Genomic DNA, 18,306 nt, shown 5'->3' on the forward strand with positions numbered 1-18,306 from the left:
TCGTAGGAGACGTCCCTGACTCACGGAACCGGCGGGTTCTGCGTCATGTGTTGAGGCCGCCGAATTGGCGGACGGCTTCATAGACGACGGTGTTGGCAGTGCTGGCAAGGTTGAGGCTTCTGACGGCCTCGTGCATCGGCAGCTTCAGGCACCGCGACTGGTGCTCCCTTCGGAGGCTCTCCGGCAGCCCGCGGGTTTCGCTTCCGAAAACGAGCACGTCGCCCGGGCTGAAGGACGCGTCCCAGACGTGGCGCTCGGCGAATTTCGTCAGCAGCCAGAATGTCCGGCCCGCGAGGCGGCTTTCGATTTCCGACCAGGAGTCGACGGCCTCCCATTCGAGGTGCTGCCAGTAGTCCATGCCCGCCCGCTTGAGGTAACGGTCGTCGAGTTGAAAACCGAGTGGCCGGACCAGCCATAGCTTCGCCCCCACCGCCACGCAGCTTCGGCCGATGTTGCCCGTATTCTGCGGAATGTCGGGCTGATACAGGACGACGTGCAGCAGCGGTTCCCGGTGCTGGGGTGCGTTTGCAGGGCCGCTTCCGGACGATTCACTTGCGCTCACGACTTCGGATCCGCCGGCAGGCTGCTGACGAGGGCCGTCGCGTAAGTCACCAGGTCGCCATTTCGACGGGCCGCATCGCGGAGCGCATCGGGCCGACCTGCCTGTATGCAGAGTTCGCCGAACGAGATGCGGACATCCTCGCTGAGATTCGTCAGCCACCGTGAGGCGACGTCCACGGCCTCATCGAGACGGCCGACACGCGAGAGGAGGTCGACGAGGACATACGCGAGCAGCGGCTTGTCGCCTTCATCAGGCTCGTTCGCCAGCTGGTCGCGGAAGTACTGGAGCGACTTTTCCCGGTCCTTGTCGAGGAGGGCCCGGAAAAATGCAGCGTGCGCGGGGTAATAGTCGGCGAAGGGGGGCTCCCCGGCATACTGCAGGGGCTCAGCGAGACGTTGCCCGTATTCGCACAGCTGCAGGGCGAGATCCAGCTCGGGCGCCGGCGGTTCCATGCTGCGTGCGAAGCGGATCACCGCGTGCAGATGGGAGACGTCGACATGGTAGTTGCCACTTTCCAGGAGCCAGTCGCGGCCGGTGATCAGGGAGCGGAGCGGTTCTCCCGGGGGAAGACCCGGAATGCGGCGTTCCACGTCGCGGCGGACCGATTCGGTGACGTCGTCATACAGGCTGCGGACCATGACCCGCGCGCATGCCTGCCGCTGGTCGGGGGGAAGTTGCTGCAGCGTCTGGTCCAGCGTCGTGATCGTGCTGCAGGTGCCATGGGCCTTCAGCATCAGTTGCAATCCCTTCGCCGGGTTGACTCCCTGGATCAATGCGACGTGGATCAGTTCCTCAAGCCGGTCGCTCGATTCGGCGGCCGGCGACAATGCATCGAGCGCCCTGGCGACCGGCTCGGGCTCGCGAAGGACCTGGTAATAGGTCCAGGCCTGTCCGATTTCTCCGGCGTCCAGGAAGCGGCGGCCCGCGTCACGGGCGGCCTCGATGTAGGCCGCTTCCACCTCTTTACGAAGAGGCTCGGGCACATCGCTCAGCGACGAAGGCCGGTTGAGCGGCAGACCTAATTCGAACTTCTTCCGGACGAGCCTTGCATCGAAAAGCCGGTGGAAATCCTGCTTCTCGATCAGGACGTCGGCCAGGCGATCCAGCGTCGCCAAGGCCTCTTCGCGGCTGGCCGGCGCCTTGAGAGCTTCGAAGTCGGTGTCAGTGGGAGGGAGTGATGCAGTGCTCACAGGATTTCCGCAGGGGGTGGGAGTGGGCCTCTATCGTCCGGTGATCGGCGGCAAGTGGCAACCAACTTGGGGCAGGTTCCGGGGATGTCGCGATGGGACGGAGCGGAACGTTTCTTCCCGGTCATTCCTCCCCGATCCGATCGTTTCGTTCCGGCAGGTTTTGCGACTCGATCGGGATCCAGTCGGTGGCGCTCGGGGATTCTGATGGGCGCAAGTTCCAGCGACTCTTGAGGATCGCGTGAGAGGGCCGCCGCCGGAATGGGCGCGAAAGCAGGACCGGGCACGGCCCGTGCAATGCGACCGTTACCTGACCGGGCGTCGACACGCTCGCTTTGCGCCGAGATTCCAGCCGCATGAACACGTCGCTTCTCTCGTTCCTTTCCGCCGCTCCACCTCCGGAACCGACTTCGCAGCCACGCCCTGCGAAGAGCGAACAGGTTGCGCCCGGGGAACTGGACGAGTTGGAGTCGAGCCAGCCCGATTCCGCGGGCGACTCGGACAAGATGGATGCGTTCGCCGAAATGCTCGCGGCGATGATGTCGGTCTCGACGCCGCTCGCTGAATCCCCGGGAGAGACCACCGGGTCCACAGTGGTCGACTCTGCGACGGCCTTGTCGACTGATGTGCCGCGCGACGGCGCCGGCTCTCCGCTGTTCACGTCCAGCTTCACGACGACGACCGCCGCAGATTCGAACTCGGCCGTGATGACCGTCACGACGACTGAAGTCGCCCCGACAGCGGACACGACGGCGATGTCGACGAGCGAGACCACCTCCGACCTGGCCGGCGTCCCGAGCGACGCTACCGCAGCCGCGGAACTGGCCGGGCTTGGTGTCGAAACACTTGAGACAGCCCCTGTCGCTGAAGAATCGCCCGTCGTCGTGGACGTACTGACGACGGAGGACGAGCGGCTCACGCTCGAGGCGCCGGAGGCGGTCGCGGACGAGCCCGCCCGTCCCGAAGTTCCCGTTGTCGCAGTCCGAGAGTCGGCGGCTGCACAGACCACAACCGACGATCGACCGGTTTCAACGGAGCTGGCCGTCGAAACGGAAGGCCTGGACGAGCCGGCTCCCTCCGAAGGGCCCACGTTGGAGAAGCCCGAGGGACAGCATTCGCATCCCATTCTGAAAGAGGCGATCCCTGAGTCGCCGGTGGCCGATGTCGATGTGACGCCGGCCGAACCGGTGATGCCTGAAGCGCCTGTGGCGGAGAGTGAAGTCCACCCGGTCGCGGGAGAGCCGCCCGTCGTCCAGGCATCGGACCTCGAATCTGCCAATCCGCTTGAAGAAACGCAGCAGGTTGAGAGTGCATCAGGCAGCGACCGGGCGACGGCCGCGCCAAAGTCAGAACGTGCGACGACCGCCGCGCCGAATCGACCTGTGACGGCGAGCCCTGAAGTGGGGGGCGCCTCGGAACCAGTACTGCCGGACGTCCTCGCTCCCGTGGAACAGACCTCAGGGGTGGCGCTTCAGAACGATGCGGCGCGAGGTCACAAGGTCCATCAGGATTCGCGAGACGACGAGTTCGCCGCGATGGCGGCGATGGATGGGGAAGCCGTCCCCGCCACGGCTGGACCGATGGTGGAAGGAGCCGTGGGTCGGCCCGCATCGATCGCCACCATCAGCTCGGGCGACGCGGCCGCTTCGGCTGCACCGGTCAATGTCACCCAGCAGGTGATGCAGGCGCTGGCTGCGTACGAAGCGGACCTGCCGCAGAACGGAGCGAGGTCGTTCGAAATGCTGCTCGATCCCCCGGAACTCGGACGCCTGCTGGTGCAGATGTCGCGCACGTCCAAGGGGGTCGATGTCCGGATCTCAGCAGAGAACGAATCGGTCCGCTCGATGCTCGAAACCAGCGGGGCGGAACTGCAGCAAAGCCTTCAGCTCTCCGGTTTCGACCTGGGCCAGTTCAGCGGGTCGAACTCAGGGGGAGCGTTCGCCGGTGGTGAAGAATGGGTCTCCGCCCCCACGCTGCAATCGTTTGCCACCGGCGCAGGTGTCGTCCGCACCACTCCGAAGTCTGTCACCGCGAATTCCGCCATCAACGTCGTCGTCTGACGCCGCTTCACCAGAAACACACTTCCAACTGAGGGCCAGATGGCAGCCATTACTTCAGAGCTGGGACAGGCGCAGTTCATGCAACTGCTGATTGCTCAGCTCAAGAACCAGGATCCGATGGATCCGGTGAGCCAGGAAGACTCGATCGCCCAGCTCGCGCAGTTCTCGACGCTGGAAGGGATCGAAAAACTCAACGCGAACTTCTCGTCCTTCATGAAGCTGCAACAGCTTTCGGAAGGAGCGAGCCTCGTGGGGAAGAATGTGGAGTGGCTGGACGAGGACGGCGTTCGCCAGCAGGGCGTCGTCGACTCGATTTCGGTCAAGGAGGGGGACCTGCAGTTGAAGATCGATGGCAAGGACATCCCGATCGACAACGTGACGTCGATTCTCAACGGTTGATTCAAGAAGCCGGGAACGGCCGCTGGTCGGCGGGCCGACACTGAAATACTGGATTCGATTCAGGGAGATGGCTGTGGGAAACGCATTGTTGACGGGTGTGTCGGGTCTGAACTCGCACCAGAAGATGCTGGAGGTCATCGGTAACAACCTCGCCAACCTGAACAGCACGGCCTACAAAGCGCAGCGGGTGCTGTTTTCTGACCTGCTGTACCAGACGGTATCGGCCGCATCGTCAGGTTCGAACGGACTGATCGGCGGCATCAACCCGTCGCAGGTCGGTAGCGGAAGCCAGGTGGGGCAGATCACCGCAAACTTCACGCAGGGCAACCTCGAGCCGACCGGGCAGAACCTCGACTTCGCCATCGACGGAGACGGGTTCTTCGTGGTGAGCGGCGGCGGCGCCCCGAAGTACACCCGTGCCGGTTCGTTCTCGGTCGATGCCGATGGTCTCCTGATCGACCCGTCGACGGGCTATCGCGTGCAGCGGTTCGGAGACGCGGGCGAGCCGAACGGCCTGGATCCATCGTTCCAGATCGCAGGGGACATGAACATTCACGTTCCCTTTGGCGCCAGCATTCCCGGCAAGACGACGTCCCTGGTGAACCTGGTGGGCAACCTGTCATCCGATTCGGTGGGACCGGCAGCGGAAGTGCTCTCGACCAATGCCCCCTGGCTTTCAGGCGGTTTGCCGGCGACGAACGCGACGCTGCTCAACTCCCTGGAATCCATGGTCACCCCTTACGCAGCCGGCGACTCGCTGCAGTTCACCGGCACGAATAAGGACGGCACGCCAGTCAACACGACCTTCAATGTCGGTCCGACCACCACGGTCGGAGACATGCTGAATGCCATCACTGCCGCATTCCCGGATGGAACCGCCACGATCGACGTGGATGGCAACATCCAGCTGACGTCGAACACGACTGGCGAAGCGCTGTTCAGCGTTCAGATTCGTGACGTGACGGGCAACACCGGAGCGGTGCGGTTCGACACGCATCCATTCGTCGTCGCCGAGAACGGCCGGGAAGGGACGAAAGTGCTGGGCGGATTTGAGGTTTATGACATCCGCGGCAAAGCTCACTCGGTCACGACGACGCTGCAGAAACAGGCCGACGGCAGCTGGAACCTGTCGGCGACGATTCCGTCGGGAGACGGCACAATCCTCGACGGACAGATTGACAACATTCGCTTCAACGACGACGGCTCGTTCCTCGAGGCGGGCGGCGTTGGCCTGGCCGACTTGAACCTGTCGTTCACCTGGCGCGACCTTGCCCAGCCCCAGGTCATCACACTCAGCTTCGGTTCGCAGAACTCATACGACGGCATGACGCAGCTGTCGGCCGCGTCGACGACCTCGGCGTTCCAGGACGGCTATGCATCGGGAACGCTGACGGAAGTCCGCATGAGCTCCAATGGCCTGATCGAAGGCGTTGCGACCAACGGCCGCAGCATTCCTCTTGCCCAGCTGGCGATTGCGACTTTCCGCAATCCGAGCGGTCTGACTCGCTCGGGGAGCAACTACTACGACACCTCGCTGGCGTCGGGTGACGCCGAGATCGGCACGGCCCTGTCGGGCGACCGCGGAACCGTGAAGTCGAATTACCTCGAGCGTTCGAACGTCGATATCGCTCTCGAGTTCACGCAGCTGATCACGGCCCAGCGCGGCTTCTCTGCCAACGCCCGAACGATCACGGTGACAGATGAGGTTCTTCAGGAACTCACAGGTCTGATTCGGTAATCGGAGGCGCCGCCGACGGCGGTGCGATTTCCTCCGGAGTCAGTCCTGGCTCCGGAGGGGGCGTGATCTCAGGCAGCGCGGGAGGCGCCGGCGGGACGAGCCCTTCGAAATGATGTGGCTCGGCCGCGGGACGTTGAGGCTCCACCGCAGGAAGATAGGCGTGCGGCGGCCGGCCTCCGGCCGATTGAATGGAGGCGACGCACTGGAACGCGGCCTGACGGACCAGTTCGCTGGCGCTTTGTGCTTCGAACTGCGCCGTCCAGGCGTAGTCCACGTTCGGCCGCGGAGGCCCTTTCTTCCACAGCCAGTGAAACGGCGATCGTTGAGGCGTGATCGGAGGGTTTCCAACCCAGGTCCCCTGCAGGGCGACGAGCTCCACGCCATCGCTCGCTCGGCGCACGCGCATGGAAAGGCCGACGCGGAGTGGCGAGTAGGGATCGTATTCCAGGATGTCACAGAAGACGACCACTGCGGAAGGAGGCGCGCCTTCAATCGGCACGTGGCAGGCCTGGCAGAGATCGTTCCATTCGACGGCGGGCGGACAGTCGAGCCCCGCATCGACCAGCAGGGTCACCTCGGCGGGCGTCGCTGCCCTCAACTCGCCGGCGATGATTTCCGAGAGGTTGTGAAGGATCCCGCGGTTCTTCGCATCGATCGCATTGACGACCAGGTACACCGCTCCGGCGGACTGCAACGAACACCCGAGCCCCGGCGCAACCTGCAGGGCGACGGGACTTGCCGGACGCGGCGGAGCGAGAGGCACGGCCGGACCGCAGCCTGGCAAGGCCGCCACAAGCCCGGCCGCCATGACTCGGCGGCGAAATCGATTCATCGCAGCTTCCTCTCTGTTGTTTCACCCGGTTGCCGCGAGAGGATTTCCTGCAGCGGTATGTCGCCCGGCGTGTCGTGGGGAGCTGGTGTTTGATGGGGAGGTGAGGCGGGAGGCGGCGGGTCGGCCTGCCGGACCGGTTCCTGGCCCGACGTCCTGAGCATGCGGTCAATCCCTTCCGATACCGCGTCCAGCGCTTTCCATTGTTCCCGCTGTTGCTGCTGCGTCGCAGTCCGCAGGTCATCAATCAGCGATGACTGCAACGCGAGATGGGCTTCGATCGCCGCCGAGCGGTTAGCGGCGGCCAGCGAGCTGTTCGTCAGCGATTCGAGCGCCTTCTGCGACTGTTCCTGCTGCGTCTTCAGAGCGGCGAGTTCCGCCTTCAATTGAGTGACTTCGTCGTTTGCCGGCGGCGACTCCGGCACGGGGACCTGCAGCGGTGGCGGCGGGAGAGTTGCCGGCGGGGCATGTGCGATCGCGACCGGCGCGGGAATGGGCTCGACTGGAGGCTGCGAGAAGGCAGGAGGCAGCGGGTTGGCCGAGGCGACCTCCTGGAGTTTGTTCGGCGCGGTCATGCGGCTGGTCAGTCCGCAACCGGAAAAGGCCATCACGCTCGCGAGCGACGCTCCAAGCAGACGGCGCCCGCCCGCCCGCGGGCGGGGCGTCATTGGTGATCGGCGGGAGGAGGGTCGGGAAGTGGTCATGGTCGCCACCTTTCGCCGGTTGCCCGGCGATCGTTCACGAAGTCAGGTGTTCATGTCTTGGGGCGGTTTGCGTCGTTGTAATCGCACTCGATGACGGTCTGCTGGCCGCATCCGCAGGTGATGACGATCTCGCTGATCGCGCCGTTCCGCTGGCGGGTTTCGATCCGCGGAGACGCCGCGCAGGCGCGGTCGACCGTGTTCGCGACCGACGCACGGTCATTGCTGATCCGCACCGCAGCGGCCGACAGGATTCGTGAGGCGGCAGGTTTGACGAGTGATTGCATGGAGTTTCTCAACTGACTTTGGCGCTGATCGCGCCGGCCCGAAACGCCTCTAGGCGAGGCGCCTGACTTCACGACGACGCATCGAATCCCGCAACCGCTGCTCCGCTCGGGAGAGAATCCGGCTCACCCGCGATTCGGAGAGATTCAACACTTCTCCAATCTCCTTCAGCCGCATGTCGTCCAGGTGGTACATCGAGACCACCAGCCTGTCCGTGCGGGGGAGCTGCTCAATGGCATCTGCCAGAAGGCGCGACTGGTCCGCCTTCTCGATGCCTTCAGCCGGGTCGACCCGGTGATAGACGCCGCCGGACGACATTTCCTCGCGCCAGCTCTCGGGCCGTGTGAGGCGAATCGCTTCCATGCACTCATCGATCTCGTCGATCGACAGGCCGGTGCGCTGGGCGAGGATTTCGGAATCAGGAAGCGACGTCGTCCCGCCCGCGGCGCGGCGGATCACCGACCAGCGCTGCAGCATCTGCTGGGGAAGCGGACAGTTGCGGCGCAGTTCATCCAGGATCGCTCCGCGAATGCGCGGGAATGAATAGGTCTTGAACGCCACTCCGCGAGCGGCGTCGAACTGGCCTGCTGCTTCCACAAGGCCCAGCACTCCCGCGGCCTCGAGGTTTTCACAGTCGATCCCCTTGGGAAGCCCGGACACGATTCGGCCGAGCACGTGCCGCACGAACTCCAGGTGATCAACGATCAACTGGTCGCGGCTGTTGCGACTGGCGACGTGGCGGTAGGCTCGAGCGATGGCTTCCATGCCGGGGAAATAACTGAGAGATCGGTGGTTCGAGGTCGGGGGTTACACAGCGCGTCGTGGAAGGGGGCGGTTTATTCGTCGTCCTCGTCTTCGATGGGGGTGGCCGATTGACACAGGATGCAGAACAGTCGAACGATGACGGCGACCGTGACGGCCGCGACGGTGGCCCGGTACACAATCACGTCGGGGTCGACGGACTGGGCGACTCCGGCAATCGTCGTTGCGCATCCTCCCAGAAGGCCGCTTGCGCGTGCCCACGGCTGTCCGGGTTGTGCTGTGGACGTGGTCATCTGGCCGACGCGACGTCGTGGTCGGTTACTCCGTGTCTAGGGCAAGGCCGTCGATCCGGCGACAGCTTTCTGGATGGTGTTACTTGAGTCTCTCCTGGTGTCCTATGCGGCTGCGGCGGCCGTTCGCTGGCCCGCGCGGGATTCGTCGACGGCTGGCTCGTCGAAGACGGCCGCAAATCGCGCCATCCCGACCGGGTTGAGCATGATGTCGGCGGGAACTTCCGTGTAACTCAGTGTGCCCAGGTCAGGCAGGGCACGGGTGAGCAGCTTGCGAAGCGGCCTGCGGAGCCGGCGATCCATGATGAGGGCCACTTCGATTCTCTGACGCGCCGCGGACCGCCAATGCTCGCCAATCTCCTCGAGCAGCTTCTCGAGTCGCTTGCCGTCCAGAGCGAGCTGGCCCTCGTGCAGCGATTCGCGAAGCCTCGCTTCGAGTCTGGGTTCCAGAACGATGACCTGCAGTCGCGCCGTGTCGTCGCAGAAGCGCCCGCAGATGATGCGGCCGATGTCCTCGCGGACCTTGTCGAGCAGATCGTCCGGGGCCTTGGTCGTGGTTCCGTGGTTGGCGATCGACTCCAGAATGAGCACCAGGTCCGAGAGCGGAACTCGCTCCGCCGCGAGCTGGACCAGAACCTGGTGCAGCGTTCCCATTCGAACAACGTCGGGTTTCAGCTCCTCGACGATGGTCGGGGCCTGCTCTTTCACCTTGTCGAGCATCTTGCGGACGTCTTCACGGCTGAGCAACTCGGAGCCGTGGCGTTTCAGGATTTCGCCGAGGTGCGTAATGAGCACGCTCGCAGGGTCGACGACGGTGTAACCGGAGAACTCCGCCTGGCGCTGGATGGCTGGTTCGATCCACTTGGCCGGCATCCCGAATGCCGGGTCGGTCGTTTCCTCACCAGGGATTGCGACGGTGGCCGCTTCGGGCGCGATCGCCAGCATGAGGTCGACCCGTAGCGTTTTGCGGGCGGCCTCCCGTCCGGCGATCACCACGCGATATTCCTCGGGGCCAAGCTCGAGGTTGTCGCGGATGCGGATCGGCGGAATCCAGATGCCGTTCGATTTCGCGAAGTCGCGGCGGAGGGATGTAATGCGGTCGGCAATTCCGCGGGCCCGTTTGGGATTCACCAGCGGAATCAGGCGCGCCCCCACTTCGACGACTGCACGATCCTGAACGAGGAACTCTTCGAGCTGACGCTTCTCGTCGAACTCGGGCGTCGGTGGCAGGGCGGGCTCGGCGCTCGCCGCCGGCTTCACCGGGGCGGGACGGCGCAGGCGACGAATGTGCCAGATCACGCCGACGGTCAACAGGACGAATGGAATCTTGGGAAGGCCCGGGACCATGCCGAGCAGCAGGAACATGCCCGCGGCCATCCACAGCGGACGGTCGTTGGAAAACAGCTGCTTGCCGATTTCCTGCCCGAGGTTGGCCTCGGAGCTGTTCTTGGTGACGAGGATACCGGCGGTCGTGGCCACGATCAGGGCGGGGATCTGCGAGATGAGACCGTCGCCGATCGAGAGGACCGAGTAGGTGTGGATCGATTCCCCGACCGACATCCCGCGGCTGACGCCGAGGATCGCCCCGCCGAAGAGATTGATCGCCGTGATAATCAGGCCGGCGATAGCGTCGCCGCGGACGAACTTGCTGGCCCCGTCCATGGAGCCGTAGAACTCCATCTCACGGCCGAGAAGCTCGCGTCGCTTTCGGGCTTCCGCTTCGTTGATGGCGCCGGCGTTCATCTCGGCGTCGATCGCCATCTGCTTGCCGGGCAACGCATCGAGTGTGAATCGCGCGGAGACTTCCGAAACTCGCTCTGAGCCTTTCGTGATCACGATGAACTGGATCACGATCAGGATCAGGAAGATCACCAGTCCGACGACGAGATTTCCGCCGACGACCATGCCGCCGAAGGTCTCGACGATCTTTCCGGCGTCGCCATCGAGCAGGACGAGCCGTGTCGTGGCGACGTTGAGCGACAGGCGGTACAGCGTCAGCAGCAGCAGAAGCGACGGGAAGACCGACAGGTCGAGCGGCTGCTTCGCGCTCATCGTGATGAGCAGCAGCAGCAGCGTCAGCCCCAGGTTGAAAGCCAGCAGCATGTCGAGCAGGGCCGTCGGAAGCGGCACGAGCATGACGACCAGGATGCACAGCATCCCCCCGGCCAGCAGGAGTTCACTCTGCAGGAAGCGGCTGGCGGTGGGTGAGGTCGGGGTAGACACGCGGCGAATCAGGAAAATCGATGGGAATCAGGAACGGGTGTTCGCGACTACTGAAAACTCGAACTGAGCGACTTCAGCAGCAGCGGCCAGCCATCGACGAGAACGAAGAGCAGCAGCTTGAGGGGCGTCGAGATAATCACCGGGGGCATCATCATCATGCCGAGCGACATAAGGATGACGCTGACCACGAGGTCGATCAGCAGGAAGGGAACGTAGATGCAGAAGCCCATGATGAAGGCGGTTTTGAGCTCGCTCGTCACGAACGCCGGAATCATCACGCGGGCGGGGATGTCGTCCGGTCCTTCGACGGGATCGAGACGGGCCATCTCCATGAACAGCTTGAGGTCACTGGCGCGCGTCTGCCGGATCATGAATTTCCGGAGTTGCGTCCAGGCTTCCACGCATGCCTTCTCCGCGGAGAGCTCCTTGTTCATGTAAGGGCCGATGGCATGCTTCTCGACTTGCTCAAACGTCGGCCCCATGACGAACAGCGTCAGGAACAGCGACAGCCCGAGCAGAACCGGCGTCGGCGGGATTTCCTGTGTCGACAGGGCCCTGCGGATGAACGAGAGGACGATGACGATCCGGGTGAACGCGGTCAGAGTTACCAGCGCCGACGTCAGGAACGCCATTCCGCCGAGGAACAGCGCAATCTGCATCGGGGCCGAAAGTCCGCCAGTTCCGCCGGCTTCGGTGAGCTGCTGGCTCAGTCCGAGCGGATTCATGACGCCGCCCCTTTCGACCGTTCTTCGTGGCGCAGGGCGCTGAAGAGGTCGGCGACGCGTTCAAAGCCGCCCGCGGGAGCTGTCTCTTCGCCCTGTGCGCTGTCGGCCGCTTCGAGCGACTCGCTGAAATCCGCGGGCAGCGGCATCAGACACATGGTCTTGCCATGCTCAACGCCAACGAGCACCCGGTGCGCTTCGGCCTGGACCAGGTAGACGCCGCAACGCGGTCCGATGCGGAGCGTGTCGACAAGCTTGAGGGATTTCGAGGGGAGAACGCCGCGTCCGCCGCGGGTCAGCCAGAGTTTCAGCATCCAGAGCGAAACGACGGCGCCGAGACCGATCGTCGCGGTGATCCACACCATGCCGTGCAGCATGCCTTCGAGGTCTTCCGCGGAGGCGGACGTGGCCGTTGCTTCCGCCGGAGCCGTGCTCGGCTCTTCCTCGGAGACGGGACGTGGAACGAACGTGACCGGAAGTTCCTCGTCAGTCGGCTCAGGAGGGCTCAGGACCGGGTGTGCCTGGGCCGCCCGCATCGGCGAGACGAGGCTCGCGGCAGCGGTGTCGACGACCGGGGCGGGAATCGCTGGAAGCTCAACGGCCTGAACCGGCACGAGACGCTCTTCCGGGACGACGTCGCGCAGCGAACGCCGGGTCTCCGGGGACGACTGCCAGGGCTTGTTGGCGGGGCGACGGTCCTCCAGGGGTTCCCAGCCGGGAGGAAGCGCCGTGAACGGATTGGCCTGCCCGGCCGGCTCGACCGCGGCCTCCGGTTGAGGAGTGGGCCGGGAGGGCGACTGGAAGATGTCGGACGGAGCGACCTGTGGCAGTCCAATGTCGTCGTCCGCGCTCAGGACGCCGGCGATGTGGAGGGTGGCGACCGACGCCGCGACCCACAGCACGCGTACTGGAAGATGCGTTGTGGGAATCTTCATGGCGATCCGTCGCTCTTGAAACCGCGGCGGCGTCCTGCCGTCACGGAGGGTTCGTTGGTTGAATGAGGGCCCGGAGGTGGGATTCCCCCGCAAGTCTCAGTTCTTGGTCGCGTCGCCCGAGGGGCCGGCCGCGTTCACTTCCGTGATTCGAATTCCGTAGCAGTCGTTGACGACGACGATTTCTCCCCGCGCGAGGAGCACTCCGTCGGCCACGAGGTCGACTGGTTCACCGACAGCGCGATTCAGCTCTACGACCGCGCCTTCGTTCAGTTTGAGCATTTCACTCAAGGGGATGCTTGTTCGGCCCAGTTCGACCGTGACCGTTACCTTGACGTCGTAGAACCGCGAGAGGGGACGTGTGGCGCCACCGGATCCCCGCGACGACATTGCCGGGAATTCTGCCGGTTGAATCTCTACGAGCGCATCCGCGCCGGCTCCCGCTTCGCCGGGCATCGCCAGTCGTTCTGTGCTCTCTTGACCCGCCGCCATGGGAATTCAGTCCTCCATCACTTCATCAATGGCAAAACAGACGCGCCCGCCGACCCGGCCCGGCCGTCCCTGGAATTTCGGTCGGCCTGCCACGCGGGCCGTGAGCAGGTCGTTGGTTGTCTGGTCGAGGACGAGCACGTCCCCCAGTTTCAGCGACTCGGCCTCGTTGACCGACAGCTGGACACGTCCCAGTTCGACGCTGAAGGGCATCGGGACCAGCGGAGCCAGGTCGGCCATCCGGGCGCTGGGAGTTGCCTTGGGGGCCGGAGCCGGCAGTGCCTCGCCGCAGAGATGCTCGAGCTGTTCATGGGTCGCGATCAGGAGGATCGAATCCTCACCCGCGGCTGTCGTAACCTGAAACTGGGCCGCAGCGAGGAGAATCGCGGGGTCGAACAGTCGGGCCCGGGACGTGCGCAGGACAGGGCGGACAAACGCGGTCACCATGGCCTCTCGCGACGGCCAGGCATCGGACAGGCCGACGGCGAACCGCTCGAACAGCATCTTCGCGAGCGAAAGCTCGATCGATGTGAGAGACCGGTCCGCCGGCCACTCGGTGCTCTGGACCCCGAGGAGCCCCTGGACGAGAGAAAGCAGCAGTCCGGTGCGAAATGACATCGCCGCGGGAATCCTGGCCTTGCCGATGTGCAGGAGCGCGGAGACATCAGGATCGGGCAGGTTCGACAGTGCGGTGCGGGCGTCCTGGGTGAAGACGGTCTGGTAGCTGACTTTCGCCGTCACGCCGAACTCGGAGAACGTCTCGTTCATCCGAACGGCGGCGTCTTTCAACCAGCGATCCGCGACGCGACGCGCATCGGCCGAAATGCCGCGCGCGTGGCGAGGGTCGAAGGGCTGGACTGCGGCCTGCGTGGTCATTGGATCATGAAGTCCTCAAAGAGGACGTCGTAGATGCGGTCGTATCCATCGGTGAACAGCATCGAGTTGAACCGCTCGAGGATCTCTCGCTTCAGCATGTTCTTGCCGGCGCCGCCGCGAACGTCGTCCATGTCCTTGTCGCCAAGGTGGATCAGCAGCCAGCTTTTCAGCGGCACCTTCTTCTCAGCGATCAGGTCGGTGACGATCTTTTCCTGCGTCGCGTCGACCTGGAACGCCATCTTGATCGCGAGGTAGTGCGGCTGAACCTCGTTCAGATTCACGCGGATGTCGTCGAACGGGATGACGACCAGCTTCTCCGCCTGCTTGGCGACGGGAGCCTCCGTCTTGTGCTCCTCCGCCTTCTCCGCATGCGACTTGCTGGTGAGCAGCATGGGGACGAAGAAGCCGGCGGCTCCGGAGACGAGCGAGACAATCGCCCATACGACAAGCCCCGGCCCCTTCTTCGGGGGGGCTTGCTCGTCATGACCAGGGTTCGTCGGTTTTGCGGACACGGTCCGTCTCTCTTAATGAAAGCGAGTCGGGGGGGATAAGGCGCATCGGAAAAATCGACCGGAGACGGCCCGCCACTGTAAGAGTTTGCCGGTTGCGCAAGGTGATGGAGCAAATCCTTTGCGCGCGATGCTTCTGCAGGTTTCGCCAGCCTCCCATCTTGCCAGCGAGGTCGGCTGGGCTCGCCGGCACCACCCGAACGGCCCCGCCCCGGCGCGGCACCCCAGTCGCATGAAGCTGCCCGCGCGGGGATGTCAAGGTTTTCCATCTTTGCGGGTCGTTCCGGTTCGAACGATTGGTCCCGGCAGGTCGATTCTGCCGATGTGTTCGAGGACGGACGACTCCGGGGGCGTCGGCGACGACGCGTTCCGTGGGGCGATGAGGCCGTCACTGAACAAGAGGCTCGGGGTTACGCCTCAGGTCGAACGCGAGCTCGTTTCGCCGCGCAGCAGCCTGAAGGCTCGACTCCAACGGGGAGGGGGTTGCAATGCTTCGCGGACTGTATGCCGCCGCCACCGGCATGGAGGCGGCCGCCAATGCCCATGAAGTGACGTCCCGGAACCTGGCGCATGCCTCGGTTCCCGGATTTCGCAAGATGCTCACGACGTTCGAGGCGATGCAGAATCCGCACGGCGACACGCCGGAGGAGCATCTCGCCGGGACGAGCGTGAAAGCACCCGCCACCGATTTCACCGCCGGACCACTCAACCGCACCGGCGCGCCGCTGGATCTCGCGATCAATGGCGACGGGTTCTTCGTGGTCAATGGACCGGATGGACCGCTGTACACGCGATCCGGAACCTTCGAGGTGGACGGACAGGGGCAGGTGACCACTCCCGACGGTCTGCCGGTCAAAACGGCGTCGGGAACACTGACGATTCCCCCCAACAGTCCCATTTCGGAACTCGTGGTTGCGGCCGATGGAACGGTCCGCATCGGAAAAGAGGAGCTCGGGCAGCTCGACATCCGCCGGTTTGACGACCCACAAGCGCTGCAGTCGGTCGGTGCGACGCTGTATGCCGCGCCTCCCGAACTCGTTGCCCAGCAGTCGACCGCGCGTGTGGTGCAGGGCGTCCGGGAAATGTCGAACGTCAGCCCCGTCAGCGAACTGGTCAACCTGATCGCCGCGCAGCGTCACTACGAAATGTCGCAGAAGGCGGCGACCTCGATGGATCGTGCCGCCCAGAAACGCATCGACCTGAACTGATTTTGGAACCAGGCCAGGGAGGGCCCCGAAGATGATTCGCGCGTTATATACCAGCGCCACGGGCATGAAGGCGCAGGAAATGTTGATCGACGTGACGGCCAACAACCTGGCCAACGTCAACACGACCGCCTTCAAACGGAGCCAGGTCAACTTTGCCGATCTCATCTACTCCACGCAGAAGCCTGCGGGAACGGAGATCGCTGCTGGCGTGCAGACGCCGACTGGAATGCAGGTCGGCACTGGCGTTCGTCCCGTTTCGACGAACAAGCTGTTCCTGAACGGCACGCTCCAGCAGACCGGAAATGCGCTCGACGTGGCGATCGAAGGGGAAGGCTTCTTCCGCGTCGATCTGCCCAGCGGCGAGGCCCGGTACACCCGTGACGGCTCGTTCCGCATGGACAGCGCGGGCCAGCTTGTCACGGCCGACGGTTACATCCTCGCTGGCGGCGTCCGGGTTCCTCCGGGTGTGACCATCGACAAGATCAACATCGGAACCGACGGCACGGTCACGGCCGTCCAGGGAGGCGCCACCAATGCCACTCTCAACCTCGGCCAGATGCAGATCGTGCGGTTCGTGAATCCCTCGGGGCTCAGCAGCGAAGGGAGCAACCTGTACGCGGAATCCGCCGCGTCCGGTCCGGAGACGCAGGGCGTCCCGGGTGTCGACGGCATGGGCACGCTCCGCCAGCACGCGCTGGAAGGCTCGAATGTGGAAGTCGTGACGGAACTGATCGGGCTGATCTCGGCCCAGCGCGCCTACGAAATCAATTCACGAGCCATCCGCGCCGGTGACGAGATGCTGTCGACGACCACGGAGATGATCCGATGATCGGCGCCGCCCATGTGGCCCGCATGACGGTGTTGGCCGTGATTCTGCTGGCCTTCGCGGGACAGCAGGTCCGCGCGCAGACCGCGATTGTCCACCTGCGCAGTTCGGCGAAAGTCGATCGCGACGTCATGATGCTGGGAGACATCGCGGACATCACCGCCTCTTCGGCCGCATTGGAGCGACGACTCAAGGGCCTCGACCTGCTCGACCGGCAAAGCTCCGGCGCAAGCGAGATCGTTTCCTCGCGGCATGTGCAGGCCCGCGTGCTGCTGGAAGGGATCGACCACAAGACGGTCACCCTGGTCGGCGCGGACGAATGCCAGGTCTCTTTCGCGGCCGGCGGCGATGTCGTGCAGGTCGCGGCGACCAGGGGGCGAGCGGGCGACGACCTCATGACGCAGGCGGTCCAGGCGCTCGCCAAAGCGTGGATGGCTTCGCCCGACGACGTGGAAGTGCAGTTTCTGTCGACGCCGTCTGAGCAGCTCAAGCCGGTTCCGGGGGCGATTCCCGAGCTGGAGCTGCCAACGCGCGTCGAACCCGGCCGGGTTCAGGCGAGAATTCGCTGGGTCGGCCAGAATCGGATTGAGCGGATCGATTCGGTCACCTTCGAAGCCCGCCTGCGCCAGACGGTCGTTCTCGCGACGCACCGGATCGAGCGCGGAGCGCCCATCCGTCTGCAGGACATCGTCGAAGACCGCCGGCTGATGGCGAATCGCGTGGAACAGGTCCGGGCGGAACAGGTGGTCGGTTACGTCGCGCGGCGCGGGCTAAGCCAGGGTGACATGGTCACGGCAAAGGATCTCGCCGTTCAGAAAACCGCTCCGGCGATCCAGGCCCGGAATGGCGTGAAGGTGACGGCCCGGAAGGGGAAGCTGTCGGTGACTCTGCAGATGGCTGAAGCGCTCGAGGCGGGAAACGTGGGGGACGTCATCCGGCTTCGCAATCTTCAATCGGGGCAGATCATCACGGGAAGGGTCGTCTCGAACCAGGAAGTCGAGATTCCTCTCGATTGAACGTGACGATGCGTGAAAGCCAGGGGAGGGGGAACCGATGAAACGATATGTGATTCCGGTCGCAATCGCGGGGGCGATTGTCGCGACGCCGGCGCCGTCCGATGCCGACTCGCTGTGGCAGAAGCGGTCGCGGCAGCGGGCATTCATGTTCTATGACCAGCCGATCTACGATGTGGGCGACCACGTCACGATCCTGATCAACCAGAACACGATCGTCGACAACAGCGAAGAGAAGAAGCTCGCCAAGCAGGCCAAGGTGTCGGAGAGCTTCGATTTCGACAGCGAGAGCAGCGGCGGGCTCGGCGAGCAGGGGGCGACCGCGTCGCTCGACCTCTCGAATGATGCCAAGCGCTCGTTCGACGGCGAGGCCGAATCGACGATCGACAACCGCTTCACCGATCGCGTCACGGTCACCGTGCGCGAGGTGCTGCCAAACGGGAACCTGCGGGTCTCGGGCGACAGAAAGATCAAGGTGGATGGAAACGACCGCCACTTGCTGTTTTCCGGGGTGATCCGCCAGCTTGACATCGCGCCCAACGGCACGATCGGCTCCGACTTCATCGCGAACCTGAACGTCCAGTATGTCGGCCTGGGCGAGCACCAGGCGTTTACCAGGCAGGGCTGGCTGGGGCGGACGTTCAACCGCATCTGGCCGTTCTGACGAGCTGCAGCATCTCATTGTCCATCCTGTT

At 64.4% G+C, this 18,306-nt stretch carries 20 protein-coding genes; 7 read left to right on the forward strand and 13 right to left on the reverse strand.

Annotation, left to right across the window (positions count from 1 at the left end; translation table 11 throughout):
* Nucleotides 1-43 precede the first annotated feature (43 nt).
* Together Pan44_RS20765 and Pan44_RS20770 are read right to left on the reverse strand one after the other, a co-directional pair.
* Nucleotides 44-562 (reverse strand): tRNA (cytidine(34)-2'-O)-methyltransferase, encoded by a 519-nt coding sequence (locus Pan44_RS20765; protein ID WP_145033311.1) that lies wholly within the window; start codon nucleotides 560-562, stop codon nucleotides 44-46.
* A complete protein-coding gene (locus Pan44_RS20770; protein ID WP_145033314.1) occupies nucleotides 559-1,752 on the reverse strand; it encodes a hypothetical protein in 1,194 nt (397 codons plus the stop codon). The genes Pan44_RS20765 and Pan44_RS20770 overlap by 4 nt, the downstream gene beginning before the upstream one ends.
* Nucleotides 1,753-2,105: 353 nt before the next feature.
* Between Pan44_RS20770 and Pan44_RS20775 the strand changes: the two genes are divergently transcribed.
* From Pan44_RS20775 to Pan44_RS20785, 3 genes are all read left to right on the forward strand, one after another.
* Nucleotides 2,106-3,809 (forward strand): flagellar hook-length control protein FliK, encoded by a 1,704-nt coding sequence (locus Pan44_RS20775; RefSeq protein ID WP_145033317.1) that lies wholly within the window; start codon nucleotides 2,106-2,108, stop codon nucleotides 3,807-3,809.
* Between the two features lie 39 nt (nucleotides 3,810-3,848).
* The gene (locus Pan44_RS20780) at nucleotides 3,849-4,208 is read left to right on the forward strand and encodes a flagellar hook capping FlgD N-terminal domain-containing protein (protein ID WP_145033321.1); all 360 of its coding nucleotides are present in this window, start codon (nucleotides 3,849-3,851) and stop codon (nucleotides 4,206-4,208) included.
* Between the two features lie 67 nt (nucleotides 4,209-4,275).
* On the forward strand, nucleotides 4,276-5,946 hold the full coding sequence (locus Pan44_RS20785; protein WP_145033325.1) for a flagellar hook protein FlgE: 1,671 nt from the start codon (nucleotides 4,276-4,278) through the stop codon (nucleotides 5,944-5,946).
* On the opposite strand, the gene Pan44_RS20790 is transcribed toward Pan44_RS20785, so the two are convergent.
* The 11 genes from Pan44_RS20790 to Pan44_RS20840 form a co-directional block, all read right to left on the reverse strand.
* The gene (locus tag Pan44_RS20790) at nucleotides 5,927-6,778 is read right to left on the reverse strand and encodes a hypothetical protein (protein WP_145033328.1); all 852 of its coding nucleotides are present in this window, start codon (nucleotides 6,776-6,778) and stop codon (nucleotides 5,927-5,929) included. The genes Pan44_RS20785 and Pan44_RS20790 overlap by 20 nt on opposite strands.
* On the reverse strand, nucleotides 6,775-7,443 hold the full coding sequence (locus Pan44_RS20795; protein ID WP_145033331.1) for a hypothetical protein: 669 nt from the start codon (nucleotides 7,441-7,443) through the stop codon (nucleotides 6,775-6,777). The genes Pan44_RS20790 and Pan44_RS20795 overlap by 4 nt, the downstream gene beginning before the upstream one ends.
* An 86-nt stretch (nucleotides 7,444-7,529) precedes the next feature.
* Nucleotides 7,530-7,763, reverse strand: a complete 234-nt coding sequence (locus tag Pan44_RS20800) for a hypothetical protein (protein WP_145033334.1) — start codon at nucleotides 7,761-7,763, stop codon at nucleotides 7,530-7,532.
* Nucleotides 7,764-7,812: 49 nt separating this feature from the next.
* Nucleotides 7,813-8,526 (reverse strand): sigma-70 family RNA polymerase sigma factor, encoded by a 714-nt coding sequence (locus tag Pan44_RS20805; protein ID WP_145033337.1) that lies wholly within the window; start codon nucleotides 8,524-8,526, stop codon nucleotides 7,813-7,815.
* Nucleotides 8,527-8,597: 71 nt separating this feature from the next.
* Nucleotides 8,598-8,816: a hypothetical protein gene (locus tag Pan44_RS20810; RefSeq protein WP_145033340.1), complete on the reverse strand. Its 219-nt coding sequence runs from the start codon at nucleotides 8,814-8,816 to the stop codon at nucleotides 8,598-8,600.
* 102 nt (nucleotides 8,817-8,918) lie between these two features.
* Entirely contained in the window at nucleotides 8,919-11,036 is a 2,118-nt protein-coding gene (locus tag Pan44_RS20815) for a flagellar biosynthesis protein FlhA (RefSeq protein WP_197453526.1), read from the reverse strand.
* Nucleotides 11,037-11,083: 47 nt separating this feature from the next.
* Entirely contained in the window at nucleotides 11,084-11,761 is a 678-nt protein-coding gene (fliP, locus tag Pan44_RS20820; protein ID WP_145033343.1) for a flagellar type III secretion system pore protein FliP, read from the reverse strand.
* Nucleotides 11,758-12,693, reverse strand: coding sequence for a flagellar biosynthetic protein FliO (locus tag Pan44_RS20825; protein ID WP_145033347.1), 936 nt, complete (start codon nucleotides 12,691-12,693; stop codon nucleotides 11,758-11,760). Before Pan44_RS20825 ends, fliP begins: the two co-directional genes overlap by 4 nt.
* A 96-nt stretch (nucleotides 12,694-12,789) precedes the next feature.
* On the reverse strand, nucleotides 12,790-13,182 hold the full coding sequence (gene fliN / locus Pan44_RS20830) for a flagellar motor switch protein FliN (RefSeq protein WP_145033351.1): 393 nt from the start codon (nucleotides 13,180-13,182) through the stop codon (nucleotides 12,790-12,792).
* A gap of 6 nt (nucleotides 13,183-13,188) precedes the next feature.
* Nucleotides 13,189-14,055 (reverse strand): FliM/FliN family flagellar motor switch protein, encoded by an 867-nt coding sequence (locus Pan44_RS20835; protein ID WP_145033354.1) that lies wholly within the window; start codon nucleotides 14,053-14,055, stop codon nucleotides 13,189-13,191.
* Nucleotides 14,052-14,567 (reverse strand): flagellar basal body-associated FliL family protein, encoded by a 516-nt coding sequence (locus Pan44_RS20840; protein WP_145033357.1) that lies wholly within the window; start codon nucleotides 14,565-14,567, stop codon nucleotides 14,052-14,054. The genes Pan44_RS20835 and Pan44_RS20840 overlap by 4 nt, the downstream gene beginning before the upstream one ends.
* Nucleotides 14,568-15,052: 485 nt before the next feature.
* Between Pan44_RS20840 and flgF the strand changes: the two genes are divergently transcribed.
* The 4 genes from flgF to Pan44_RS20860 are packed head-to-tail and all read left to right on the forward strand — an operon-like array spanning nucleotide 15,053 to nucleotide 18,275.
* Nucleotides 15,053-15,772, forward strand: a complete 720-nt coding sequence (gene flgF / locus Pan44_RS20845; protein WP_145033360.1) for a flagellar basal-body rod protein FlgF — start codon at nucleotides 15,053-15,055, stop codon at nucleotides 15,770-15,772.
* 31 nt (nucleotides 15,773-15,803) lie between these two features.
* Nucleotides 15,804-16,601, forward strand: coding sequence for a flagellar basal-body rod protein FlgG (gene flgG / locus Pan44_RS20850; RefSeq protein WP_145033363.1), 798 nt, complete (start codon nucleotides 15,804-15,806; stop codon nucleotides 16,599-16,601).
* A complete protein-coding gene (gene flgA / locus Pan44_RS20855) occupies nucleotides 16,598-17,614 on the forward strand; it encodes a flagellar basal body P-ring formation chaperone FlgA (RefSeq protein WP_145033366.1) in 1,017 nt (338 codons plus the stop codon). The genes flgG and flgA overlap by 4 nt, the downstream gene beginning before the upstream one ends.
* 37 nt (nucleotides 17,615-17,651) lie before the next feature.
* Nucleotides 17,652-18,275 (forward strand): flagellar basal body L-ring protein FlgH, encoded by a 624-nt coding sequence (locus Pan44_RS20860; protein ID WP_145033369.1) that lies wholly within the window; start codon nucleotides 17,652-17,654, stop codon nucleotides 18,273-18,275.
* The last annotated feature ends 31 nt before the right edge of the window (nucleotides 18,276-18,306 follow it).

It is taken from the genome of Caulifigura coniformis (assembly GCF_007745175.1).
In the GTDB taxonomy this organism is placed as follows: domain Bacteria; phylum Planctomycetota; class Planctomycetia; order Planctomycetales; family Planctomycetaceae; genus Caulifigura; species Caulifigura coniformis.

Coding starts and splice junctions, on each gene's coding strand:
- Pan44_RS20775 (WP_145033317.1), top strand. CDS start 2,106: ATGAACACGTCGCTTCTCTCGTTCCTTTCCGCCGCTCCACCTCCGGAA.
- Pan44_RS20780 (WP_145033321.1), top strand. CDS start 3,849: ATGGCAGCCATTACTTCAGAGCTGGGACAGGCGCAGTTCATGCAACTG.
- Pan44_RS20785 (WP_145033325.1), top strand. CDS start 4,276: ATGGCTGTGGGAAACGCATTGTTGACGGGTGTGTCGGGTCTGAACTCG.
- Pan44_RS20790 (WP_145033328.1), bottom strand. CDS start 6,778: ATGAATCGATTTCGCCGCCGAGTCATGGCGGCCGGGCTTGTGGCGGCC.
- Pan44_RS20795 (WP_145033331.1), bottom strand. CDS start 7,443: ATGACGCCCCGCCCGCGGGCGGGCGGGCGCCGTCTGCTTGGAGCGTCG.
- Pan44_RS20800 (WP_145033334.1), bottom strand. CDS start 7,763: ATGCAATCACTCGTCAAACCTGCCGCCTCACGAATCCTGTCGGCCGCT.
- Pan44_RS20805 (WP_145033337.1), bottom strand. CDS start 8,526: ATGGAAGCCATCGCTCGAGCCTACCGCCACGTCGCCAGTCGCAACAGC.
- Pan44_RS20810 (WP_145033340.1), bottom strand. CDS start 8,816: ATGACCACGTCCACAGCACAACCCGGACAGCCGTGGGCACGCGCAAGC.
- fliP (WP_145033343.1), bottom strand. CDS start 11,761: ATGAATCCGCTCGGACTGAGCCAGCAGCTCACCGAAGCCGGCGGAACT.
- Pan44_RS20825 (WP_145033347.1), bottom strand. CDS start 12,693: ATGAAGATTCCCACAACGCATCTTCCAGTACGCGTGCTGTGGGTCGCG.
- fliN (WP_145033351.1), bottom strand. CDS start 13,182: ATGGCGGCGGGTCAAGAGAGCACAGAACGACTGGCGATGCCCGGCGAA.
- Pan44_RS20835 (WP_145033354.1), bottom strand. CDS start 14,055: ATGACCACGCAGGCCGCAGTCCAGCCCTTCGACCCTCGCCACGCGCGC.
- flgF (WP_145033360.1), top strand. CDS start 15,053: ATGCTTCGCGGACTGTATGCCGCCGCCACCGGCATGGAGGCGGCCGCC.
- flgG (WP_145033363.1), top strand. CDS start 15,804: ATGATTCGCGCGTTATATACCAGCGCCACGGGCATGAAGGCGCAGGAA.
- flgA (WP_145033366.1), top strand. CDS start 16,598: ATGATCGGCGCCGCCCATGTGGCCCGCATGACGGTGTTGGCCGTGATT.
- Pan44_RS20860 (WP_145033369.1), top strand. CDS start 17,652: ATGAAACGATATGTGATTCCGGTCGCAATCGCGGGGGCGATTGTCGCG.